General features: G+C 71.7%; 22 protein-coding genes and 2 pseudogenes. 11 read left to right on the plus strand and 13 right to left on the minus strand.

Going from position 1 to position 20,831, the window contains the following annotated elements; translation table 11 throughout:
- Window positions 1-87: 87 nt before the first annotated feature.
- Window positions 88-1,608: an apolipoprotein N-acyltransferase gene (gene lnt / locus M2266_RS03825; protein WP_277436829.1), complete on the plus strand. Its 1,521-nt coding sequence runs from the start codon at window positions 88-90 to the stop codon at window positions 1,606-1,608.
- On the opposite strand, the gene M2266_RS03830 is transcribed toward lnt, so the two are convergent.
- Window positions 1,580-2,479, minus strand: a complete 900-nt coding sequence (locus tag M2266_RS03830; RefSeq protein ID WP_277441058.1) for a Gfo/Idh/MocA family oxidoreductase — start codon at window positions 2,477-2,479, stop codon at window positions 1,580-1,582. The two genes, lnt and M2266_RS03830, sit on opposite strands and share 29 nt — an antisense overlap.
- A 236-nt stretch (window positions 2,480-2,715) precedes the next feature.
- Here M2266_RS03830 and M2266_RS03835 point away from each other — a divergent pair, with 236 nt between their 5' ends.
- On the plus strand, window positions 2,716-3,093 hold the full coding sequence (locus M2266_RS03835) for a hypothetical protein (protein WP_277436830.1): 378 nt from the start codon (window positions 2,716-2,718) through the stop codon (window positions 3,091-3,093).
- Here M2266_RS03835 and M2266_RS03840 read toward each other — a convergent pair.
- From M2266_RS03840 to M2266_RS03865, 6 genes are all read right to left on the minus strand, one after another.
- The gene (locus M2266_RS03840) at window positions 3,081-3,575 is read right to left on the minus strand and encodes a hypothetical protein (protein ID WP_277436831.1); all 495 of its coding nucleotides are present in this window, start codon (window positions 3,573-3,575) and stop codon (window positions 3,081-3,083) included. The two genes, M2266_RS03835 and M2266_RS03840, sit on opposite strands and share 13 nt — an antisense overlap.
- Before the next feature lie 78 nt (window positions 3,576-3,653).
- On the minus strand, window positions 3,654-4,331 hold the full coding sequence (gene ung / locus M2266_RS03845; RefSeq protein ID WP_277441059.1) for a uracil-DNA glycosylase: 678 nt from the start codon (window positions 4,329-4,331) through the stop codon (window positions 3,654-3,656).
- A 154-nt stretch (window positions 4,332-4,485) separates the two neighbouring features.
- Window positions 4,486-5,250, minus strand: coding sequence for an SDR family oxidoreductase (locus M2266_RS03850; protein ID WP_277436832.1), 765 nt, complete (start codon window positions 5,248-5,250; stop codon window positions 4,486-4,488).
- A 23-nt stretch (window positions 5,251-5,273) separates the two neighbouring features.
- Window positions 5,274-6,035 carry a 3-oxoacyl-ACP reductase FabG gene (gene fabG, locus M2266_RS03855; RefSeq protein WP_277436833.1) on the minus strand — a complete coding sequence of 254 codons (762 nt, stop codon included), beginning with the start codon at window positions 6,033-6,035 and terminating at the stop codon, window positions 5,274-5,276.
- Between the two features lie 139 nt (window positions 6,036-6,174).
- Window positions 6,175-6,573, minus strand: coding sequence for a DUF3037 domain-containing protein (locus tag M2266_RS03860; protein ID WP_277436834.1), 399 nt, complete (start codon window positions 6,571-6,573; stop codon window positions 6,175-6,177).
- A complete protein-coding gene (locus M2266_RS03865; protein ID WP_277436835.1) occupies window positions 6,570-7,391 on the minus strand; it encodes a HipA family kinase in 822 nt (273 codons plus the stop codon). Before M2266_RS03865 ends, M2266_RS03860 begins: the two co-directional genes overlap by 4 nt.
- A gap of 312 nt (window positions 7,392-7,703) precedes the next feature.
- On the opposite strand from M2266_RS03865, the gene M2266_RS03870 reads away from it, so the two are divergent.
- Window positions 7,704-8,198, plus strand: a complete 495-nt coding sequence (locus M2266_RS03870; protein ID WP_277436836.1) for a Rieske (2Fe-2S) protein — start codon at window positions 7,704-7,706, stop codon at window positions 8,196-8,198.
- A 390-nt stretch (window positions 8,199-8,588) separates the two neighbouring features.
- Here the strand turns inward: M2266_RS03870 and M2266_RS03875 are convergent, their stop codons facing one another.
- Window positions 8,589-9,242, minus strand: a complete 654-nt coding sequence (locus M2266_RS03875) for an isochorismatase family cysteine hydrolase (RefSeq protein ID WP_277436837.1) — start codon at window positions 9,240-9,242, stop codon at window positions 8,589-8,591.
- Between the two features lie 192 nt (window positions 9,243-9,434).
- Between M2266_RS03875 and M2266_RS03880 the strand changes: the two genes are divergently transcribed.
- Entirely contained in the window at window positions 9,435-9,893 is a 459-nt protein-coding gene (locus M2266_RS03880) for a pyridoxamine 5'-phosphate oxidase family protein (RefSeq protein WP_277436838.1), read from the plus strand.
- A 160-nt stretch (window positions 9,894-10,053) separates the two neighbouring features.
- On the opposite strand, the pseudogene M2266_RS03885 reads toward M2266_RS03880, so the two are convergent.
- Window positions 10,054-11,563 (minus strand): annotated as a pseudogene (locus tag M2266_RS03885) (SDR family oxidoreductase).
- A 282-nt stretch (window positions 11,564-11,845) separates the two neighbouring features.
- On the opposite strand from M2266_RS03885, the gene M2266_RS03890 reads away from it, so the two are divergent.
- The 6 genes and pseudogenes from M2266_RS03890 to M2266_RS03915 form a co-directional block, all read left to right on the plus strand.
- The gene (locus tag M2266_RS03890; protein WP_277436839.1) at window positions 11,846-12,604 is read left to right on the plus strand and encodes an SDR family oxidoreductase; all 759 of its coding nucleotides are present in this window, start codon (window positions 11,846-11,848) and stop codon (window positions 12,602-12,604) included.
- Window positions 12,605-12,803: 199 nt separating this feature from the next.
- On the plus strand, window positions 12,804-13,553 hold the full coding sequence (locus tag M2266_RS03895) for a TetR/AcrR family transcriptional regulator (RefSeq protein WP_277436840.1): 750 nt from the start codon (window positions 12,804-12,806) through the stop codon (window positions 13,551-13,553).
- A gap of 157 nt (window positions 13,554-13,710) precedes the next feature.
- The gene (locus M2266_RS03900) at window positions 13,711-14,064 is read left to right on the plus strand and encodes a YciI family protein (RefSeq protein ID WP_277441060.1); all 354 of its coding nucleotides are present in this window, start codon (window positions 13,711-13,713) and stop codon (window positions 14,062-14,064) included.
- Window positions 14,064-15,293 (plus strand): RNA polymerase sigma factor, encoded by a 1,230-nt coding sequence (locus tag M2266_RS03905; RefSeq protein ID WP_277436841.1) that lies wholly within the window; start codon window positions 14,064-14,066, stop codon window positions 15,291-15,293. Before M2266_RS03900 ends, M2266_RS03905 begins: the two co-directional genes overlap by 1 nt.
- Window positions 15,294-15,604: 311 nt before the next feature.
- Window positions 15,605-16,507 (plus strand): DUF72 domain-containing protein, encoded by a 903-nt coding sequence (locus tag M2266_RS03910; RefSeq protein WP_277436842.1) that lies wholly within the window; start codon window positions 15,605-15,607, stop codon window positions 16,505-16,507.
- A gap of 25 nt (window positions 16,508-16,532) precedes the next feature.
- Window positions 16,533-16,727, plus strand: a pseudogene (locus tag M2266_RS03915) (LLM class flavin-dependent oxidoreductase); the annotation flags it as partial.
- A 37-nt stretch (window positions 16,728-16,764) separates the two neighbouring features.
- On the opposite strand, the gene M2266_RS03920 reads toward M2266_RS03915, so the two are convergent.
- The 3 genes from M2266_RS03920 to M2266_RS03930 all read right to left on the minus strand — a co-directional run bounded on the left by M2266_RS03920 (window position 16,765) and on the right by M2266_RS03930 (window position 18,669).
- Window positions 16,765-17,016 carry a hypothetical protein gene (locus tag M2266_RS03920; protein WP_277436843.1) on the minus strand — a complete coding sequence of 84 codons (252 nt, stop codon included), beginning with the start codon at window positions 17,014-17,016 and terminating at the stop codon, window positions 16,765-16,767.
- Window positions 17,017-17,097: 81 nt separating this feature from the next.
- On the minus strand, window positions 17,098-18,303 hold the full coding sequence (locus M2266_RS03925; RefSeq protein WP_277436844.1) for a hypothetical protein: 1,206 nt from the start codon (window positions 18,301-18,303) through the stop codon (window positions 17,098-17,100).
- Window positions 18,304-18,357: 54 nt separating this feature from the next.
- Window positions 18,358-18,669 carry a calcium-binding protein gene (locus tag M2266_RS03930; protein ID WP_277436845.1) on the minus strand — a complete coding sequence of 104 codons (312 nt, stop codon included), beginning with the start codon at window positions 18,667-18,669 and terminating at the stop codon, window positions 18,358-18,360.
- Between the two features lie 85 nt (window positions 18,670-18,754).
- Between M2266_RS03930 and M2266_RS03935 the strand changes: the two genes are divergently transcribed.
- Window positions 18,755-19,651 carry an LLM class flavin-dependent oxidoreductase gene (locus M2266_RS03935; RefSeq protein WP_277436846.1) on the plus strand — a complete coding sequence of 299 codons (897 nt, stop codon included), beginning with the start codon at window positions 18,755-18,757 and terminating at the stop codon, window positions 19,649-19,651.
- A gap of 251 nt (window positions 19,652-19,902) precedes the next feature.
- Here M2266_RS03935 and M2266_RS03940 read toward each other — a convergent pair whose 3' ends face one another.
- Entirely contained in the window at window positions 19,903-20,820 is a 918-nt protein-coding gene (locus tag M2266_RS03940; RefSeq protein ID WP_277436847.1) for a LysR family transcriptional regulator, read from the minus strand.
- Window positions 20,821-20,831 lie beyond the last annotated feature (11 nt).

Raw genomic sequence — 20,831 nt, forward strand, 5'->3', positions numbered from 1 at the left:
GGGACACGCCGGGTCACCGGTACGTCGCCCTCTGTGCAGCACGGCTCGCGCCCTCGACACTGGAAAAACACTCACAAGGGAGCGGGTATGACGGTGACAGCCGACCGGCAGGTATCCCGCCTCACCTCGCCCTGGGTACGCGGCCTCGCCGCGGCCGCGGCGGGCGCCCTGCCCGCGCTGGCCTTCCCCGCGCCGTCGCTGTGGTGGCTGGCCTACGTGGCGCTGGTGCCGTGGATCCTGCTCGCGCGCTCCGCCCCGACCGGCCGCCGCGCCGCACTCGACGGCTGGCTGGGCGGCGCCGGCTTCATGCTGGCCGTGCACCACTGGCTGTTCCCGAGCCTCAACGTCTTCATCGTCGTGCTGGCCCTGCTGCTGGGGACCTTCTGGGCGCCGTGGGGCTGGCTGCTGCGGCGGACGCTGGGCGGCAGCCCCGACGCACGGCACGTGGCCGCCGCCCTGGTGCTGGCGCCGTGCGGCTGGCTGATGGTCGAACTGGCGCGCTCCTGGCAGTACCTGGGCGGCCCGTGGGGGCTGCTGGGGGCCAGCCAGTGGCAGGTCGCCCCCGCGCTGCGGCTGGCGTCGATCGGCGGGGTCTGGCTGATCAGCGCGCTGGTCGTGGCGGTGAACACGGCGGTGGCCGCGCTGATCGCGGCGCCTTCCGTACGCGCTCCGGCAGGCGCCGCACTGGCCGCCGTGGCGGTCGGCACGACCGCCGTGTGGCTGGGCGCGCCGGTGCCGGAGCGGACCGGGACCGTACGGGTGGCGGTGGTGCAGCCCGGAGTGATCGAGGGCGCGCAGCAGCGGTTCGACCGCGAGGAGGAACTGACCCGCACCCTGGTCGGGCAGCGGGTCGACCTGGTGGTGTGGGGCGAGAGCAGCGTCGGCTTCGACCTGTCATCCCGGCCGGACCTCGCCGACCGGCTCGCCACGCTCGCCCGGGAGGTCGACGCGGACGTCCTGGTCAACGTGGACGCCGAACGGGCCGACGGGCGCGGTATCTCCAAGACGTCGGTGCTGGTGGGCGCCGACGGGGTCACCGGCGAGAGCTACGACAAGATGCGCCTGGTGCCGTTCGGCGAGTACATCCCGTTCCGTTCGATGCTGGGCTGGGCCACCTCGGTCGGCAAGGCGGCGGGCGAGGACCGGCGGCGTGGCGACCACCCGGTAATCATGACGGCCGGGCAGCTGCGCTTCGGACCGCTGGTGTGCTTCGAGTCGGCCTTCCCCGACATGAGCCGGAAGCTCGTCGACAGCGGGGCGCAACTGCTGGTGGCGGAGTCGTCCACCTCGTCGTTCCAGGGCAGTTGGGCGCCGCCCCAGCACGCCTCGCTCGCCGCTCTGCGGGCGGCCGAGACCTGGCGTCCGATGGTGCACGCCACCTTGACCGGGGTGAGCGCGGTCTACGACGGCCGGGGGCGGCCGGTGGGCTCGTGGCTGGGCACCAGCGCCGGCAAGGCGGCGGTGTACCAGGTGCCGCTGTCGGAGGGCCGCAGCCCGTACGTCCGGTTCGGCGACTGGGTGCCGCACCTCGCGCTGCTGCTCGTCGTGGTGGCCGCGGGGTACGAGGTCTCGCTGCGCGTCAGGCGGTCTGCTCGCCGATCGCGGTGACGATCCGCTCGCAGAGTTCATGGGTGCGCAGCGCGTCCTGGGCGTCGAGCAGCTTGCCGCTGCGCACCGCGTCCAGGAAGGCCAGGATGATCTGTTCGATGCCGCGCTGGCGGGCGACCGGAACCCAGTCGCCGCGGCGGCGCAGCGTCGGCTGGCCCTTGTGGTCGATGACCTCGGCGAGGTTGACGACCTGGCGCTTGGTGTCGTCACCGCTCACTTCGAGGATCTCCTCGGTGGAGCCGCTCATCCGGTTCATCATGCCGATGGCGGTGAATCCATCACCGGACAGCTGCAGGACGACGTGGTGCAGCAGCCCGTCGCGGACCTTGGCGCGGACGTTGGTGTGCTCGACGGGTCCCGGCACGAGGTAGCGCAGGGTGTCGACGACGTGGATGAAGTCGTCGAACACCACCGGCCGAGGCGCCTCGGCGAGCCCGATCCGGTTCTTCTGCATCAGGATCAGATCGCGCGGGTGGTCCGCGCACTGGGCGTAGCCCGGCGCGTAGCGACGGTTGAAGCCGGCCATCAGGCTGACCCGGCGCTGCTCGGCGAGGTTCACCAGGTGCCGCGCCCCGGCCAGGTCGGGCGCGAACGGCTTGTCGACATAGGCCGGGACGCCCGCTTCGATCAGCGCCTCGGTGATCTCGACGTGCCGGTCGGTGGGCGCGTGCACAAAGGCGGCGTCGAGCCCCTGGTCGAGCAGGGCCTCCAGCGCGGTGTGCCGGTGCGGCAGCCGCAGGGCGTCACCGACCCGGTCCAAGGTGGCGGGGGTGCGGGTGTGCAGGTGCACTTCGATCCCCGGCAGGGAGGCGAGCACCGGCAGGTATGCCTTCTGGGCGATGTCACCGAGGCCGATCACCCCGATTTTCAGGGGGGCGTTGCCGGATCCCATGTGCCTCTCCCGTTCTGCCGCTGCATGCGATGTGCTGTGGCAGCATACGGGGCGGCACACGGGGCCGCGGGAGCTCGCCCGCCGGTGGTGTCACCGCGCGTCACTCTTGCGGGGAATACCCAAAGGCGCCACCGACCGGCAAAGTTTCCCGAATGCGTCAATTCGCGGCAGTAGTGCTCATTGCGGCGGCTTCGGCCGTCACCGGGTGTACGACGGTGTCCTCGCAGCCCGCCCCCACGCCGTCGGCGGCGCCGGCTCTGCCGGACCTGCCCCGCACCCAGGACCGTACGGTCGTCCAGCGGCCGGACCCGGACCTGCAGTCCCTCGCGACCGTGGCCGCGGAGACGGACGCCGCTCCGCGGACACCCGACGCCTCCGCGCCGCCCGAGCGCGTTCGGCACCACCCCCGGGCGCACTCCCCCGTGGCGCCCGCCCGACGTGACGCGGCGCCTGCCGCGAAAGCCGCTCCGCACCCCCGCCCCCCGGCGTCGCTGCCGGGCGGGGTGGGGGTCTGCGCGCTGGGTGAGACCTACGGCGGCTGGGGCAAGGGCAGTGACGCGTCACGCATCTGCCACGAGGCCTACGGCCGGTGACCGGACCCGTCCAGACGCAGTTCCATCCGGCCGATCGCGGCCCGCAGGCCGTCGCCGTAGTCGTCGTCGCCAAGAGCGTCCGAGGCGTTCCTCGCGCGGAGGAGGTGGTTGCGCGCCAGCTCCCGCTCACCGACCTTGAGGTAGTCGGCGGCCAGGTTCAGGTGCAGTGACGGATAGAAGCCGCGCACGGCGAGCGACTCCTGGTGGCGGCCGGTGCGTTCGTCGCTGAGGCCGTCCGCCGCCCGCAGGGCTCGCAGGTCCCACTGCAGTTCGTCCTCGGGATCGTCCTGGACGTCGGCCATGAAGTGCGCGAGCGTGCAGCGGTGGAGGGGATCGCCGTCCTCGCCGATCTCCTCCCACAGGTGACCGAACCGGATCCTGGCCTCTTCCCGGTCGCCGCCGTGCAGCAGCATCATGACCTGGCCGATCCGCGTCATGACCGCGTCCTGACCGGCCCCCCAGCCCTGTTCCCGATCCGTCACTGCCGCCTCCTGCGCCCCGCGTGCGTCCCGTTCCCGCCGATCCCTGACGACGCTAACCGCCGGGTCCGCCAAACCCGGTCAGGCGCGGACGCCGAGGTCGGGCACCCGCCAGTCGATCGGGTCGTGGCCCTGCGCCTTGACCGCGTCGTCGATCTGCGTGAAGGGGCGGCTGCCGAGGAAGAGCTTCGCGGACAGCGGGGAGGGGTGCGCTCCCTGGATCACCGTGTGCCGCTCCGTGTCGATCAGCGGGAGCTTCTTCTTCGCGTAGTTGCCCCACAGCACGAACACCGCCGGGTCCGACCGCTCGGAGACTGCCTTGATCACCGCGTCGGTGAACTTCTCCCAGCCCTTGCCCTTGTGCGAGTTCGCCTCGGCCTCCCGCACCGTCAGCACCGCGTTGAGCAGCAGGACACCCTGCTCGGCCCACGGCATCAAGTAGCCGTTGTCCGGCACCGGGTGGCCAAGCTCCTCTTTCATCTCCTTGAAGATGTTGCGCAGCGACGGGGGGGTCCTGACGCCCGGCCGCACGGAGAAGCACAGCCCGTGCCCCTGCCCCTCGCCGTGGTACGGGTCCTGGCCGAGGACCAGCACCTTCACCTTGTCGAACGGCGTGGCGTCCAGGGCCGCGAAGACCTCTTCCCGGGGCGGGAAGATCTTGTGCGTGGCCCGCTCGGCCTCGACGAACTCGGTGAGCTGCTGGAAGTACGGCTTGTCCAACTCCTCGCCGAGGACGTCCTGCCAGGAGTCGGGCAGCATGCTGGGCACGTCAGGAACCTCCGGTACACGATCCGTTGCTGGAACTGCGAACGTACCGGGACCCACTGACAACGCGTCCCCCGGGTGCGCGCACGGCGGGGGAACAGCACAGCCGGGCCCGGGCCGAGGCCCGGACCCGGCTCGGGTGCCCGGCTCAGGCGACGCCCGCGTGCAGGAACAGACCGCCGTCCGCGACGAGGGTCTGGCCGGTGATCCAGCCCGCCTGCTCGGACAGCAGGAACGCGGCGGCGGCGCCGATGTCCTCCGGCACCCCGAGCCGCTTCAGCGGATAGCCCGACGCGGCCTCCTCCTCACGGCCCTCGTAGAGCGCCGCGGCGAACTTGGTCTTGACCACCGCGGGGGCGATGGCGTTCACCCGCACCCCCGGTGCCATCTCCGAGGCGAGCTGCAGCGTCAGGTTGACCATGGCGGCCTTGCTGATGCCGTAGGCGCCGATGAAGGGCGACGGGGCGAGACCGGCGACCGAGGCGATGTTGACGATCGCCCCGCCGTTCTCCTTCTGCCAGGCCTTCCAGGTCTGCTGCGCGAAGCCGAGCGCGGAGATCACGTTGGTCTCGAAGACCTTGCGCGCGACGTTCAGGTCCAGCTCGGCGATCGGGCCGAAGACCGGGTTGGTGCCGGCGTTGTTCGCCAGGTAGTCGACGCGACCGAACGCCTCCATGGTGCGTTCGACGGCGACGGCCTGGTGGGCCTCGTCGTGGGCCTTGCCGGCGACGCCGATCACCCGGTCGGCGCCGAGCTTCTCGACGGCCTCCTTGAGCGCGTCCTCGTTGCGGCCGGTGATGCAGACGCGGTCGCCGCGGGCCACGAGGGCCTCGGCGATGCCGTAGCCGATGCCGCGGCTGGCGCCGGTGACGAGGGCGACCTTGCCGCTGTCGGTGGGAATCTCACGTGTCATGGTGCTCAGATCTCCGATGCGCGTCAGTTGAGCGGGCCGCCGGCCACGTACAGGACCTGGCCGGAGACGAAGCCGGCCTGGTCACCGGTGAAGAAGGCGATCGCGTTGGCGATGTCGTCCGGGTTGCCGACCCGCTGGACGGGGATCTGGGTCGCGGCGGCGGCCTGGAACTCCTCGAAGCCCATGCCGATCCGCTCGGCCGTGGCGGCGGTCATGTCGGTGACGATGAAGCCGGGTGCCACGGCGTTGGCGGTGACGCCGAACTTGCCGAGCTCGAAGGCCAGCGTCTTGGTGAAGCCTTGCAGGCCCGCCTTGGCGGCCGAGTAGTTGACCTGGCCGCGGTTGCCGAGCGCGGAGCTCGACGACAGGTTGACGACGCGGCCGAACTTGGCCGCCACCATGTGCTTCTGCACCGCGCGGGACATCAGGAAGGCGCCCCGCAGGTGCACGTTCATGACGGTGTCCCAGTCGGAGGCGCTCATCTTGAACAGCAGGTTGTCCCGGAGCACACCCGCGTTGTTCACCAGGATGGTCGGCGCGCCGAGCTCCTCGGCGACCCGGGCCACCGCCGCCTCGACCTGCGTCTCGTCCGACACGTCGCAGCCGACCGCGAGCGCCCTGCCGCCGTCCGCCGTGATCTGCTCGACGGTCTCCTTGCAGGCGTTCTCGTCGAGGTCGAGTACGGCGACGGCGCGGCCCTCGGCCGCCAGCCGCCTGGCGGTGGCGGCGCCGATGCCGCGCGCGGCCCCGGTCACGATCGCGACGCGCTGCTCGGTCGTGGACATGCAGTCTCCTTGCCCTCAGATGCGGCGCCGCACGGAATCCCGCACGGACTCCGCACATGAGCAACCGCTTAGTAGGTTAGTTGTCGAAACCGTAGGAGTCCTGTGACCCGCTGTCAACGGAACCCCTCTCGAGTGTGTTTCAGCGCACCAGGAGACCGAGCAGCCGATCCACCTCGGCCTCGGGGTCCGCGGTCAGCCCGGTGTGGATCGGGCCGGGCTGCACCACGGTGCTGCGCGGGGCCGTGAGCCAGCGGAAACGCCGTCCCGGGTCGTCGCCGGCCGCCTGTCCCGCCCGCTCGCCGCCCTCGCAGATGCCCTCGTACCCGCGCAGCGCGGCACGCACCCCTTCGACGTCCGCCTTCTCGTCCAGACAGCGCAGCCGCGCCTCGTCCAGATGGATCCGCGCGCCGACGAAGGACTGGGCGCGGCAGTAGACCAGCACCCCCGCGTTGATCATCTCGCCGCGCTCGATCCGCGGGACCACGCGCACCAGCGCGTACTCGAACACATCGCGGCCACTGCCCCGGTACCCGGTCACTTCGCGGCCTTCCCGTCCACCCACGTGCGCAGCCAGTCCGGCGCGTCCTGCTTCGGTTTCCGCCCCGCCACGAGCACGATCCGCTCATGGACGTCGGCCGCGCGGGCGAGCAGCACCCGCTCGTAGGCCCTGCGCACCTCGTCGGGGCCCGCGAAACCGGGCTCCCCGGCTAGCCACTCGTCGGGCACCAGCGCGGTGACCTCGCGCAGCAGCTCCTCGGTGATCCTGGGGGCCAGCTCGGCCGCTGCGGCCGCCGGGTCGGGCGAGAACCGGGACAGCGCGTGGTCGGCGGCGTCGTACGGCTTCGCCGAGGCCTGCTCGGCGGTCTTCCAGTTGTGGTGCCAGATCAGCGAGGCGCCGTGGTCGATGAGCCAGAGGTCCCGATGCCAGATCAGCAGATTGGGGTTGCGCCAGGACCGGTCCACGTTGCCGACCAGGGCGTCGAACCAGACGATGCGGCCGGCCTCGACCGGGTCGATCTCGAAGACCAGCGGGTCGAACCCGAGCGACCCCGGCAGGAAGTCCATCCCCAGGTTGAGGCCGCCGCTGGATTTGAGCAGGTCCTGGATCTCCGCGTCGGGCTCGCCGAGCCCGATCACCGGGTCGAACTGGAACCGGACGAGTTCCGGTACGCGCAGCCCGAGCCGGCGGGCCAGCTCGCCCGCCACGATCTCGGCGACCAGCGCCTTGCGGCCTTGTGCGGCGCCGGTGAACTTCACGACGTACGTGCCGAGGTCGTCGGCCTCGACCACCCCGGGCACGGAGCCGCCCTCGCGCAGGGGGGTCACGTATCGGATCCCTGTTACCTCTGTGAGCATCGCACCAGGCTACTGGCGCGCCGGAGGGCGGCGGGGGTCGCGGCCGGTCGGGCGGGCGGTCGCTCGGTCGGGTGGCCGGTTGGGCGAGCGCGCGGGTGGCCGGTTGGTTGAGCGGGTGGGTGGCCGGTCGGTGGAGCGGGTGGGTGGCCGGTCGGTGGAGCGGGTGGGTGGCCGGTTGGGCCATCAGCCGGAATTCCCCCGCCGCTTTGAACGCACCGGAGGATCCCTGCGTATGACGGGGCGGGCGCGGCATCACGTCCTCCGGGTGGCTCCTCCCCGCCACCCGGTTTATCTACCGACAGGAAGTGCCACATGACCGACACCTCCGGCATTCCCGCTGCTCCGACCCGCCGCACGATGGTCGCCGCGGCGGGCGGCGTGGGTCTCATCGCCGCTCTGTCCGCGTGCGGCGGATCGGATTCGAAGGCCAGTGACACCCCGGCGGGTACGACCCCGGCCCAGCCGTCGGCACCGGCCGACTCCTCGGCGCCGGACGCCTCGGCTCCGGCCGCGGACGGCGGCGACGCGCTGGCCAAGACCGCGGACATCCCGGTGGGCGGCGGAAAGATCTTCGCGGACAAGAAGGTCGTCGTCACCCAGCCGACCGCCGGTGACTTCAAGGCGTTCTCGGCGATCTGCACCCACCAGGGCTGCGCGGTCAGCGAGGTGGCCGACGGCACCATCAACTGCCCCTGCCACGGGAGCAAGTTCAGTGTCGCGGACGGCAGCGTCAAAGCCGGTCCCGCGACCAAGCCGCTGGCCGCCGCCAAGGTCACCGTCGCGGGCGCCTCGTTGCAGCTGGGCTGAGCGTCGCGCCGGCGACATCGCGCTGGCTGGTGCTCTGGCCGGAAAGGTTTGCCTGGTGCGCGGCGTCCGGCGCGGTGCGTCGCACGGCGGAGGATCGTCCTCGCACCGGGCGTACTCGGACGACTCCGACAACGCAGCGAAGTGCCGTGCCGGACGCCGCGAACCGGTGAACCTTTCCAGCCAGAGCTCTAGGCCGTGTCTGACACATACCGGCGTCCGCCCGGAGGGCGGGGCCCGGGGCGTCTGGTGCGTGCGATCGCACGGCGGAGGGTCGCCCCTGTACCGGACGTACCGGGGCGGGCCCGACAACTGGGGGCCCCTCCCAGCGGTAGCTGGGGGAGAGCGCGCGTGCCAGGCGTCCCGGGCCAGGCAGGATGTGTCAGACACGGCCTAGCGCTCTCCGGTGCGCGGCCCCTGCCGTTTCCAGCAGGCCAGGATGTCGTCGGTCGCGCTGACCGTGGAGACGAGCGCGAGGGTGTGGCGGACGACGGCCTCGGTGTACTCGCGGGGCACCCCCGCGATGGCGTCGGCGGGAACCACCACCTGGTACCCCAGGTTGACGGCGTCGAAGACGGCGTTGGGGATCGCGATGTTCGCGGAGACCCCGGCGACGACCAGGGTGCGGCAGCCGAGGTTGCGCAGCAGCGCGTCCACGTCGGTCCCGGCGATCGGCGACAGGCCGTGCAGCCGCCGTACGACCAGGTCGCTGTCGGCGAGCGGTATCCCTTCGGCGAGCCGTACGGCGGGCGTGCCGGTCAGCTGCCGCACGGGCAGCCGCCCGGCGGCACGGAAGAGCCGTGCGTTGCTGTTGGCGCCGAGCCCGTCCGGGCGGCGCTCGGCGATGGCGTGCAGCACGGCGGCGCCCACCTCGTGGGCGCCGCCGACCAGCCGTGCCACGTTGCCCAGCGCCCCGGAGTCCCGGGCCTCGGCGGCGAGCTCCGGCAGTGCGCTGTCCGGGCCCACGACGCCGCGCTGGCACTCCACGGTCAGTACGGCGGTGGCCGCCGGGTCCAGCAACTCCCTCAGCCGGTCGCTCGGCGCCATGACTGCCCCCTCGTACGACGGACCTCGACGGATGACGACGCAGCGACCGTAACTGACGGGTCGTCAGTCGGGAAGGGAGTTGCGGGCGCGGACGCATGGGCCGGACCCGCCCACCACTGGACGACCGCTCCACCGTCCTCCATTATTTCTGACACCCAGTCAGATGTCAGACGCAATGGAGGTGCTCGACTCATGGCCGTCATTCAGCGGCGGGGCCGCAGGATCATGATGACCCCGCACGAGGTCGACGCCTTCCTCGCGGAGCAGCGCACCTGTCGTGTCGCCACCGTCTCCAAGGACGGCCGGCCCCACGTCGGCGCCCTGTGGTTCGCCTGGGACGGGGAATCGCTGTGGCTCTACTCCATCGTCCGCAGCCAGCGCTGGACCGACCTGCTGCGCGATCCGCGCGTGTCGGTCGTGATCGACGACGGGGTCGAGTACGGGGAGCTGCGCGGCATCGAACTCTCCGGGACCGTCGAGTTCGTCGGCGAGGCGCCGCGCACCGGCGAGCCCGTCCCTGAACTGGACACCCCCGAACGGCTCTTCTCGGCCAAGAACTTCGGGCTCGACACCATGCCCCACGACGGCCGCCACGCCTGGCTGCGCCTCACCCCGGAGCGGATGGCCTCCTGGGACTTCAGCAAGATCTAAGGGCTGCCCCACAATTCCTGGCGGGCGCCCGACGACAGCTGCGGCACCTCGCTGTGTTGTCGGAACGCCCGAATACATCCAGTATGCGGGTGTCCCTCCGCCGTGCGATGCACCGCATCTGACGCCGCGCGCTGCTCCACCAGGGATGACGGGACAGCCCTTAGGTGTTCTGTCCCGCGTCGCCCTCCCGTGCCGCGGCCTTCGCGATGTTGCGGGCCATGCCCCCGAAGACCACCGAGTGGAACGGTGCCACGCTCCACCAGTAGAGCTGGCCGGACAGGCCGCGCGGGTGGAACAGCGCACGCTGGCGGAAGACGGTGGCGCCCGCGTCGTCCCGGTCCACCGACAGCTCCAGCCAGGCCAGACCCGGCAGCCGCATCTCGGCACGCAGCCGCAGCAGACTGCCCGGTTCGATCACCTCGACCCGCCAGAAGTCCAGCGAGTCCCCCACCCGCAGCCGCGCCGCGTCGCGGCGCCCCCGGCGCAGCCCGACGCCGCCGACCAGCCGGTCCAGCCAGCCCCGTACAGCCCAGGCGAGCGGGAAGGAGTACCAGCCGTTCTCGCCGCCGATACCCTCGATCACCCGCCACAGGGCCGCCGGCGGGGCGTCCACCGTGCGTTCGCGGCGGTCGGTGTACAGGCTGCCGCCGGCCCAGTCGGGGTCCGTGGGCAGCGGGTCACTGGGGGCGCCGGGCACCGCGGCGGACGACCAGCGGGTCGGGACGTCGGCGTCCCGCAGCCGCTTGAGCGCCAGGCGCACCGACGCGTCGAACCCGATCCGCCCGGCGGGCGGGTCGGGGACGTAGCGCACGAGATCGTTCTCCGCGCAGACCACCTCGTGCCGCAGCGACTCGGTGAGCGGACGGGCGATGGAGCGCGGCACAGGCGTGACCAGCCCGATCCAGTGGCTGGACAGCGTCGGCGTGAGGACCGGTACGGGCAGGATCACCCGTCGCGGGAGCCCGGCGACGGCCGCGTACCGCCGCATCATGCCGCGGTAGGTGAGGACGTCGGGGCCGCCCAGGTCGAAGGTCCGGCTCACATCGGACGGCAGGGTGGCGGCGCCGACGAGGCAGCGCAGTACGTCGCGCACGGCGATCGGCTGGATGCGGGTCCTCACCCAGCTCGGGGTGATCATCAGCGGCAGCCGCTCGGTGAGGTAGCGCAGCATCTCGAAGGAGGCGGAGCCGGAGCCGATGATCACCGCGGCCCGCAGGACCGCGGTGGGTACCCCCGAACCGAGCAGGATGTGCCCCACCTCGGCGCGGGACCGCAGGTGCGGTGAGAGCTCCGACTCCGGCACCCCGGTCGGTGTCAGGCCGCCCAGGTAGACGATGCGCCGCACACCGGCGGCGCGGGCCCTGCTCGGCGAAGAGCCGGGCGGCACGGCGGTCGGTCTCCTCGAAGCCACGCCCGGTGCCCAGCGCGTGCACCAGGTAGTACGCGGTGTGCACGCCTTCGAAGGCAGGACGCAGCGAGTCCGCGTCGGTGACGTCGCCGCGGACCGTCTCCACCCGGTCGACCCAGGGGTAGTCGCGGAGCTTCTCGGGCGTGCGGGCCAGGCAGCGGACCGCGTAGCCGGCATCGAGCAGCTCGGGCACGAGCCGGCCGCCGATGTATCCGGTGGCTCCGGTGACCAGACAGCGGCGGGTGCTTTCGTCTTCGGGCATACGGGGATGCCTACCCGACTGCCGGCGGCAATCACAGCAGGTGGGTGGCGGGTGCGGTGGGGGTGCGGCCGGGAGGCTTTGGGGATGCGTCCGGGAGGCTTTGGGGGTGCGTCCGGGGGGCTTTGGGGGTGCGTCCGGGGGGAGCAAGGGCCACGGCCTTCGGCTCGGGCCGGGGGGGTAGCGTCGCTACGTAGAAAGGTAGCGTCGATACGGTATTGCTGTTAGCGTTGCTCTCGTCAGGTCGCGGAGAAGCCGGATCGGACCGAACCAGGGAGCACCGCCATGAGCGAGCAGCAGTCCACCACCTCGGCCGCTTCGAACCGGGTCGCGGTCGTCACCGGCGGGTCCCGCGGGATCGGCCGGCAGAGCGCTGAGCGACTGGCCGCCGACGGATTCGCCATCGTCGTCAACTACGCCGGCAACCAGACCGAGGCCGACGCGACCGTGGCGGCCATCAGCGCAGCCGGCGGCAGGGCGGTCGCCTTCCGCGCCGACGTCGCCGACGAGGTCTCGGTCTCGGCCCTCTTCGACACCGCCGAGCGCACCTTCGGCGGTGTCGACGTCGTCGTGCACGCGGCGGGCGTCATGACGCTGGCGCCGCTGGTCGACACGGATCTGGACGCCCTGGACCGTATGCACCGCACGAACATCCGCGGCACCTTCGTCGTCGACCAGCAGGCCGCCCGCCGGCTGCGCGGCGGCGGGGCGATCATCAACTTCTCCAGCTCCGTCGTCGGACTGGCCATCCCCGGCTACGCCGCCTACGCCGCCACCAAGGGGGCCGTGGAGGCGATGACGCTGATCCTGGCCCGGGAGTTGCGCGGCCGGGACATCACGGTCAACGCCGTGGCCCCGGGCCCCACCGCCACCTCGCTGTTCCTGGACGGCAAGGACGAGGAGACCATTGCGAGGATGGCCGCCCAGGCGCCTCTGGAGCGCCTCGGCACCCCGCAGGACATCGCCGAGGTCGTCTCCTTCCTCGCCGGCCCCGCCCGCTGGGTGAACGGCCAGGTCCTACGCGCCAACGGCGGCATCGTCTGACCACCGCCACATCGTCCGACCCGCGCCCACCACCGTGCGGCACCCCCGACACCCCCCCCCACGCGGCGAAGCCGCCCCGCATCGGACAGGAGATCATCATGGACACGACCGAACGGCACGCCGCCGGCCGCCGCGCGGAGGACGCCGGGCGCACCGCCGTCCGTAGCACCGCTACGCCGTGCTTGATAGCGTCCTCCTCGTGAGTACCCGAGCGCGCATCCTGGAGGTGGCGGCCGACCTGGTCGCCGAGTCCGTGGACGGGGACGTGTCCACGCGGGCGGTGTGCGAGGCTGCGCAGGTGGGAGCCCCGGCGCTCTACCGGTACTTCGGGGACAAGGAGGGCCTGCTGTCGGCCGTCGTCGACCACGGCTTCGACCGGTACCTGGCGACGAAGCGGCGGCGCGGCACCGGTACCGATCCCATACAGGACCTGCGCGACGGCTGGGACAGCCACGTGGAGTTCGCCCTGCAGAACCCGAACCTGTACCGGCTGATGAACTCCCCCGCGATGCGCACCGCGCCGGCCGCCGCACTGGAGTCCCACCAGATCCTCACCCGGGACCTGGAGCGGGCGGCGGCGTTGGGCCGACTGCGGCTCGCCCCCGATCTGGCCGCCCAGATGGTCATGTCGGCCAGCGTCGGCGTGGCGCTGATGCTCGTCGCCCGGCCCTCGACGTTCACCGACCGGAGCATCTCGCGCCGCATCCGGGACGCGGTGCACGCCTCCATCCTCACTCCGGACGGGTTCGACCCCGGGTCCGCCCAGGACACCACCGCGAGCAGCCGGGACGACGCACAGCTGCGGTCGACCGCCAGCCGGCTCAACGCGCTGTTGCGCCAGTCGCCCGACCAGTCCCTCAGCGTCGCCGAGACGGTTCTGCTGACCGAATGGCTGGACCGGCTGTCCAACGCTCCCACCGACGCCCCCGAAGCCGGCGGCCACCGCTAGTGCTCTGGCCGGGGTTTGCCGGTGAACCTTTCCGGCCAGAGCACTGGCCACCGAAAGCGTCAAAAGTTTTCGCCACGGGTGTCGATCCGGGGCCGAGCCGTTCGTTCAGAGAGTGAGAAGCCGGCTCGAGCCCGGCACGACGACCTGGGAGGACACCATGCCGCAGTACCTGCTCAGCGTGATGCAGCCGCAAGGGGAGCCGCCGGCCCCCGAGGTCCTGCAAGGGATCATGCGGAACGTGGAGGCCCTGCACGAGGAACTCAAGGCCGCCGGGGCGTGGGTCTTCGCCGGCGGTCTGCACGCCCCGAGCACCGCCACCGTGGTGCGTCTCCAGGACGGCGACGTGCTCACCACCGACGGCCCCTACCTCGAGGGCAAGGAGTATCTCGGCGGCCTGAGCATCATCGAGGCGCCCGATCTGGACGCCGCGCTGGAATGGGGCCGCAAGAGTGCCCGGGCGATCACCCTCCCGATCGAGGTGCGCCCCTTCGTCGGGGGAAGCACCGGCTGATGCCCGCCCCGCCGGCCGTCTCCGCCCCGGAGATCGAACGGGTCTTCCGGGCGGAGTACGGCCGCTCGGTGGCGGTCCTGGTCCGCGTCTTCGGCGATATCGACATCGCCGAGGAGGCGGTCCAGGACGCGTTCACCACGGCTCTGGAACGGTGGCCCTCTACCGGACTCCCCCCGAGTCCGGCGGGCTGGATCATCACCACCGCGCGCAACCGGGCGATCGACCGCCTCCGCCGGGAGGCGTCCCGCCAGGACCGGCACGCCCAGGCCGCTCTGCTGCACGCCCGCGACGCACCGCCCGAGGAGGGCCCCGTGCGCGACGACCGGCTCCGTCTGATCTTCACCTGCTGCCACCCGTCCCTCGCCACCGGAGCGCAAATCGCGCTGACGCTCCGGCTCCTGGGAGGGCTCAGCACCGCCGAGATCGCCCACGCGTTCCTGGTGCCGGAACCGACGATGGCCCAACGGCTGGTGCGCGCCAAGGGCAAGATCCGCGACGCCCGGATCCCCTACCGGATCCCGTACGAGGCGGATCTGCCGGGCCGGCTCCGGGCCGTGCTGGCCGTGGTCTACCTCATCTTCAACGAGGGCTACACGGCGAGTTCGGGCGACCGGCTGGTCCGCGACGACCTCTGCGCGGAAGCCCTCCGCCTCGGACGGCTGCTGACCGAACTCATGCCGGACGAGCCGGAGGTCATGGGCCTGCTGGCCCTCATGCTGCTCACCGAGTCCCGCCGCGGCGCCCGCTCCGCCCCGGACGGCGGGTTGGTGCCGCTGGCCGAGCAGGACCGCGCACGGTGGGACGGCGCCCTCGTCGCCGAGGGGCAGGCCGTCGTCCGGCGGTGCCTGCGACGCGGCCGGCCCGGCCCCTACCAGGTCCAGGCGGCGATCAACGCCGTGCACAGCGACGCCCCGAGCACGGCCGCCACCGACTGGGGGCAGATCCTGCGGCTCTACGACCACCTGCTGGCCCTCACCCCGACCCCGGTCGTGGCCCTCAACCGGGCGGTCGCGGTGGCCGAGGTCGAGGGGCCGCAGGTCGCGCTGGCCCTGGTCGACGAGCTCGGCCTCGACGGCTTTCACGTGTTCCACGCCATCAGGGCCGACCTCCTACGGCGGTTGAACCGCACCGGCGAGGCGCTGGCGGCGTACGAGCAGGCGATCGCGCTCGCCGGCAACGAGCCGGAGCGCGACTTCCTCACCCGCCGCCGCCAGGAACTCGGCCCCTGACCAGTGGCACTGGGTCGTGTTGCGGAAGTCCCGCCTGGCCCGCGACGCCGGCACGCACGCCTGCTGCATTGTCGGGCTCGTCCACGTACGTCCCGTACGAGGACGACCCTCCGCCGTGCAGTCGCACGCACCCCAGCCGCGCCCCAGCGCCTCCTCGGCGACCGCGCGCCCGACGAACTCCGTCCCACCCAGCAGCAGAATCCTCATGGCGTCACCCTGCCCCCCTGGCCGCAGCGGAGTTGACCGCGCACGCTGAGAGCGCAATCGCTCGCAGCGGAATCGGCGCGCCGGGCCGGGGCAGACGGGCGGGCATGGGAGAGATTCGCCTAGGCGCGTGTTCGTGGACGGACAAGGAACTCCTGTCCGGCGGCTGGTATCCGGAGGGCCTGCGCACCCCGGAGGCCCGGCTGCGGTACTACACCTCCCGCTTCCCCCTGGTGGAGGTGGACGCCACCTACTACGCGCTGCCCAGCACCCGCAACAGCGTCCTGTGGGTCGAGCGCTCCCCAGCCGGTTTCCGCTTCGACGTGAAGGCCTTCTCGCTGCTCACCGGGCATCCGACACGTCCGGGCGCGCTCCCCGCAGATCTGCGGTCGGCCCTCACCCGGCGAAGCGGGCGGCCGGCGGCGGACCCCGGGCTGCTGGACGACGTGTGGGGCCGGTTCAGCGGAGCCCTCGAACCCCTGCGCCAGGCGGACCGCCTCGGCACCCTGCTCTTCCAGTTCCCCCCGCAGCTGGGTCCGGGCGAGCGCGCGGTCTCGTTCCTGCGCGAGTGCCGGGAGCGCACGGCGGGATGGCCCGTCGCCGTGGAGTTCCGGCACCCCGACTGGTGGCGGGAGGAGCACTCCGCCTCCACCTTCGGCCTGTTGGCGGAGCTGGACATGACCGCCGTTGCCGTGGACATGGTGCAGTCGCTCCCCACCTCCATCGCCCCGGTCACCCCGGTCACCACCGACCGCCTCGCGGTGGTGCGCTTCCACGGACGCAACCGTGCCTGGGGAACCGGTTCGAAGGAGGACCGTTTCCGCCACCGGTACACGACCGAGGAGCTCTCCTCCTGGACGCCGCGCATCCGCGCCATGGCGGACCGCGCCCACGAGGTCCACGTGCTGTTCAACAACTGCTGTGGCGACGCGGCCGTCCGCGCCGCCGAGGCGATGAGTCCCCTGCTCGCCGCCACCTCGGCGGAGAGCGGAACGCCTTCCGCCCCGTAGGCTCGGGACCACGCGACTCAGTACAGTGATCCTTCCCGTGTACCGCTGGTCCGAGGGCCGGGAGGCGTGGCGGCGGGCCGAGTACCTCGGCTTCCACGCCGCCTACACCTACGACCACCTCTCCTGGCGGACGTTCCGGGAAGGCCCGTGGTTCGGCGCGGTGCCCACCCTGACCGCCGCCGCGACGGCCACCGAGCGGATGCGGCTCGGGACCCTCGTCTGGGAGAGAGCCTCGCTGTCGAGAACGAGAGTCCCGCTCATGCGGCGTCCGCTGGAGCGGATTCACCGCGGTGGGCAGCGTGGTGGGCGCGGATCCGCTCGGCCCTGGCCGACACATCAGCCGGGTCGACGGGGCCGTGCTCCGCTTCAGCGGCGGCGATGTAATCGTCGATGGCCTCGCGCTGGAGCTGCCGCTGTACGGCCTCCTCGATGTATGAGGAGACGCCCTGTTTACCGGCGCGTGCGCGAATCGCCTCCAAGGTCTCGGCACGCAGAGATACGCTGGTCACTCGATGACCGAGATCGACCGCAGGTGGGGGTGGTCGGCTCAGCCGGTCGCCCCGCGACCGCCGTGCCCGCGTGAACTGCGACTACCGGCGGCCGGCAAGGAGCGCACTGAGGCGGTCGCCGATCACGGAGACACCAGGGCGGGGCTCGTTCGCGAAGTACCAGGTCTTGCGTCGGCGCAACAGTGCCTCACCGTGCTCGCTCCAAGCGAATTCGGGCTTCCTCAGCAGCTTCTGGAACACCGCGTCGGCTGTCTCCGGGTGGGCGGCGACCAGCCGGCGGATCGGCAGTGGCGCGATCGACTCCTCGCGCAGGTACGTGCGCAGCAGGTTCTGGTGCTGCCGACGGCCCGCGAGCGTCGGGTCGGCGAAAAGGTCCCGCAGCATCCCGTAGTCCGCGTAGAAGTTGAGCCCGTCGACTTCGTCGTAGATGACGCCGATGGTGTCCGAGTCCGCGAGTTCTCGCGGCAGTTCGAAGAACGGCAGGTCCAGGCCCTGGAGCCGCCTGCGTCGGGCTGGATCGGACTGTTCGGCGACGGCGGCCTCCTGCCGGTGCCGGTAGTAGGCGTTGAGCCGGCCCTCGGCTTCGGCCGGGGGAACAACTAGTTCGTCGCTGCCGCAGAACTCGACGAACGCGGCCCGGTCCTCCCGCATCCGGTACCACCCCTGCTCGATCTTCTCTGGGTTACGGAAGACCAGCTCGGGTTGAGCGGTGGCCAGTTGGAGCGCTGCTTGAGCGATCTGCGCGGCGCTGGACTTCGGGTAGTACGACAGCGCCCCGGAGACCAGCCACACCCCGCCGGCTGAGCGGACGGGCACCAGGCAGGCGTGGAGGAACCCTCCCCTGAAGGCCCCGCGGAACGCCGCCCGCCCCGCATTCGAGTACGTGCGGTACTCAAGGTCGTCGACGAGGTTCAGCAGGATGACGGCATCCCCGTCCTTGCGCTGGACCTCGAAGATGCCGTCAACCGGGTCACGCCAGCCGAGCAGCATCTCCCGGTCGGATGCGGTCAGGTCCCGCCGTCCGGCAAGGAACCGGTCCACGACAGTCGCACCGCCGGGCAGGCGGTACCGCAGGATGAAGTGGTCGATGACCCGGATCGCGTCGCCCTCCTCCAGCTGCCGCTCGGGACCCGCGGCCTCCAGCAGGGCGGGAGTCAACCACCGGTCAAAGCGTGCGCTCTGCGCGAAGGCGACCAGTTCCCCCTTCAACTCGGCACTGCGTTCGATGAGATCGGTAAGCGACGGCTCACCGGGGCCTGGATCGGTGTACCCGACTGTGATGGCCACGTTCTTCCCTTCCGCGCAACCCAGTGCCCAAGCGAGCTCTGGGTTCTCTGCGTCTCAGCCGGCCCAGTGACGGTAAGCCTCGATCCACTCCGCGCCCGCCGGGGTCGGGGCAGGCAACGGCAGCTCCAGAATCCCGATCGACTGCCGTACGCGGCCGCGAGAGCACAGCGCGACGATCCGATCATCCGCGGCGAGATCGATACGGCGCACGGTCACCTCTGCTCCAAGAACCGTGGTGGTGAACGGCAGCATGAGGTTCTCCTGGAGCAGGGTGAGCAGACCGGTCAGCTGTTCGTCCTCGTTGTAGGCGTCGACAGTCGCCTCGTCGATCATGGCCTCGAGTTCAGCCTCGCTCAGCGCACCCATGGCGCCACCGTAGTGGTCGGGCACGTGCCACTGTCGCGACCTGGTCAGAACCTCAGCCCTCTCGCGTACGCGTATCGTCGCCGGTATGCACTTGAGTACGGTGATCCTCCCCATCCACCGGTGGGCCGAGGGGCAGAAGATCTGGCGGCGGGCCGAGGACCTCGGGTTTTACGCCGCCTATACCTACGACCACCTGTCGTGGCGGTCGTTCCGGGACGGGCCGTGGTTCGGGGCGATCCCGACGCTGACCGCAGCAGCGACGGCTACGCAGAGCATGCGTTTGGGCACGCTCGTCACGTCGCCCAACTTCCGGCACCCCGTGACGCTGGCGAAGGACCTGATCACGCTCGACGACGTCAGTGGAGGGCGCGTCACGCTGGGCATCGGCGCGGGTGGGTCCGGGTTCGACGCGACCGCGCTGGGCCAGGACGCGTGGACGCCGCGCGAGCGGGCGGACCGCTTCGGGGAGTTCGTTCCGCTGCTCGACCAGTTGCTCACGAACGACGTGGTGTCGTACGAGGGCGAGTTCTACTCCGCGCACGAGGTCCGCAACATCCCCGGGTGCCTGCAGCGGCCCCGGCTCCCGTTCGCGGTGGCCGCCACCGGGCCGCGCGGGCTGAAGCTGGCCGCGCGCCATGGGCAGGCCTGGGTCACCACCGGTGATCCGAAGCTCTTCGAGACGGGCACTCCCGAGCAGTCGCTGGAGGCCGTCCGCGGCCAGATCGCCAAGCTCGGCGCGGCCTGCGACGCGATCGGCCGGAACCCCGCCGAACTGGACAAGATCATGCTCACCGGATTCACCCCGGACCGCCCGCTGGACTCCTTCGACGCTTTCACCGACTTCGCCGGCCGCCACGCGGAGCTGGGCATCGACGAGATCGTCATCCACTGGCCGATCGCCGACTCCGACTTCGCCGCCGATGTGAAGCTCTTCGAGCGCATCGCCACGGAGGGGCTCGCCCAGCTCGCCGCACCGCGGTAACAAGTGGTGCCATAAAGGGCATTGCGGACGGAAGAGCCGACTCGGTCATGTCCGGATGGACCCAGTACGGCGATTCACGTGCGCACCTGGCGTCGCAGTGCGCACACTTGGTTGTGCGCTCAACGATTGACCCCGGTGCTTCCCCGCACGGTTCCGGCCGTCCGGCAGACGTGCACCCGCACACCGGCCTGACCGGGGTCATCCATGCCGTGCCCCGAACCCGCGCGCGGGCCGTACCGGCCTGTCGGGCGTCAGGTGGTCGTCGTGGTGAGGGCGGCGCGCGCTGAGGACTGGAGGGCTTCGACCGCGGCCCGGATCGCGGGGCGGCGGTCGGCGTCTTCGCGCCAGACCGCGTAGACGTGGCGGTGCATGGTGTGCCGGACGGGGACGACGCTCACGCCGTCGGGCACCGGGCCGCGGCCGAGTCGGGGCGCGACCGCGACGCCGAGTCCCGCCGCCACCAGGGCGAGCTGGGTGTGATGCTCCTCGGCGGAGTGCGACAGCCGCGGTTCGATCCCCTTGCCGCGCAGGGTGAACATGAGCCAGTCGTGGCAGAACTCGCCGTCCGGCCAGGAGACCCAGTCGTCGTTCGCGAAGTCCTCCAGCTCGATCTGCGCCCGGCGCGCGAGGGGGTGGTCCGACGACATCGCGACATCGGCGATGTCGTCCAGCAGCGGCGCCTTGGCGAGGCCGGGCGGAAGCGACAGCGGCCTGTTGTACCAGTCCAGGACGACGGCGAGGTCCATGTCGCCGCGCACCACCCGGGCCACCGACTCGGCCGGCTCCATCTCCTGCATCCGGGGCCGCAGCTGGGGGTGGTCCCGGCGCAGCGTCGCGAGGGCCTTGGGCAGCAGCCCGCGCGCGGCGGTCGGGAACGCCCCCAGGACGATCTCGCCGACGGCCGCTCCCCGGTGCGCCTCCAGGTCGGAGTGCGCCAGCTCGACCAGCGAGAGGATGCGTTCCGCGTGGCCGGCAAGCAGCCGCCCGGCGTCGGTGAGCCGGACCCCGCGGCCGTTCTTGGCCAGCATCTGCTGACCGGTCTCGCGCTCCAACTTGCCCATCTGCTGGGAGACGGCCGAGGTCGTCACATGCAGGACGTCCGCGGCGGCGCTGACCGAGCCGTACGTGGCGATGGCATGCAGGATCCGGAGGCGCTCCAGGTTCAACATGTAAGTGATTC

The sequence above is a fragment of the Streptomyces sp. SPB162 genome, from assembly GCF_029504575.1.
Classification (GTDB): Bacteria; Actinomycetota; Actinomycetes; order Streptomycetales; family Streptomycetaceae; genus Actinacidiphila.

What these genes read in the sequence shown, in the direction of transcription:
- M2266_RS03900 (WP_277441060.1), top strand. Translation starts at nt 13,711, where the DNA reads ATGCCGCAGTACCTGCTCAGCGTGATGCAGCCGCAAGGGGAGCCGCCG.
- fabG (WP_277436833.1), bottom strand. Translation starts at nt 6,035, where the DNA reads ATGTCCACGACCGAGCAGCGCGTCGCGATCGTGACCGGGGCCGCGCGC.
- M2266_RS03865 (WP_277436835.1), bottom strand. Translation starts at nt 7,391, where the DNA reads ATGCTCACAGAGGTAACAGGGATCCGATACGTGACCCCCCTGCGCGAG.
- M2266_RS03935 (WP_277436846.1), top strand. Translation starts at nt 18,755, where the DNA reads ATGCACTTGAGTACGGTGATCCTCCCCATCCACCGGTGGGCCGAGGGG.
- M2266_RS03890 (WP_277436839.1), top strand. Translation starts at nt 11,846, where the DNA reads ATGAGCGAGCAGCAGTCCACCACCTCGGCCGCTTCGAACCGGGTCGCG.
- M2266_RS03880 (WP_277436838.1), top strand. Translation starts at nt 9,435, where the DNA reads ATGGCCGTCATTCAGCGGCGGGGCCGCAGGATCATGATGACCCCGCAC.
- M2266_RS03905 (WP_277436841.1), top strand. Translation starts at nt 14,064, where the DNA reads ATGCCCGCCCCGCCGGCCGTCTCCGCCCCGGAGATCGAACGGGTCTTC.
- M2266_RS03875 (WP_277436837.1), bottom strand. Translation starts at nt 9,242, where the DNA reads ATGGCGCCGAGCGACCGGCTGAGGGAGTTGCTGGACCCGGCGGCCACC.
- M2266_RS03940 (WP_277436847.1), bottom strand. Translation starts at nt 20,820, where the DNA reads ATGTTGAACCTGGAGCGCCTCCGGATCCTGCATGCCATCGCCACGTAC.
- ung (WP_277441059.1), bottom strand. Translation starts at nt 4,331, where the DNA reads ATGCTGCCCGACTCCTGGCAGGACGTCCTCGGCGAGGAGTTGGACAAG.
- M2266_RS03870 (WP_277436836.1), top strand. Translation starts at nt 7,704, where the DNA reads ATGACCGACACCTCCGGCATTCCCGCTGCTCCGACCCGCCGCACGATG.
- M2266_RS03930 (WP_277436845.1), bottom strand. Translation starts at nt 18,669, where the DNA reads ATGGGTGCGCTGAGCGAGGCTGAACTCGAGGCCATGATCGACGAGGCG.
- M2266_RS03910 (WP_277436842.1), top strand. Translation starts at nt 15,605, where the DNA reads ATGGGAGAGATTCGCCTAGGCGCGTGTTCGTGGACGGACAAGGAACTC.
- M2266_RS03850 (WP_277436832.1), bottom strand. Translation starts at nt 5,250, where the DNA reads ATGACACGTGAGATTCCCACCGACAGCGGCAAGGTCGCCCTCGTCACC.
- lnt (WP_277436829.1), top strand. Translation starts at nt 88, where the DNA reads ATGACGGTGACAGCCGACCGGCAGGTATCCCGCCTCACCTCGCCCTGG.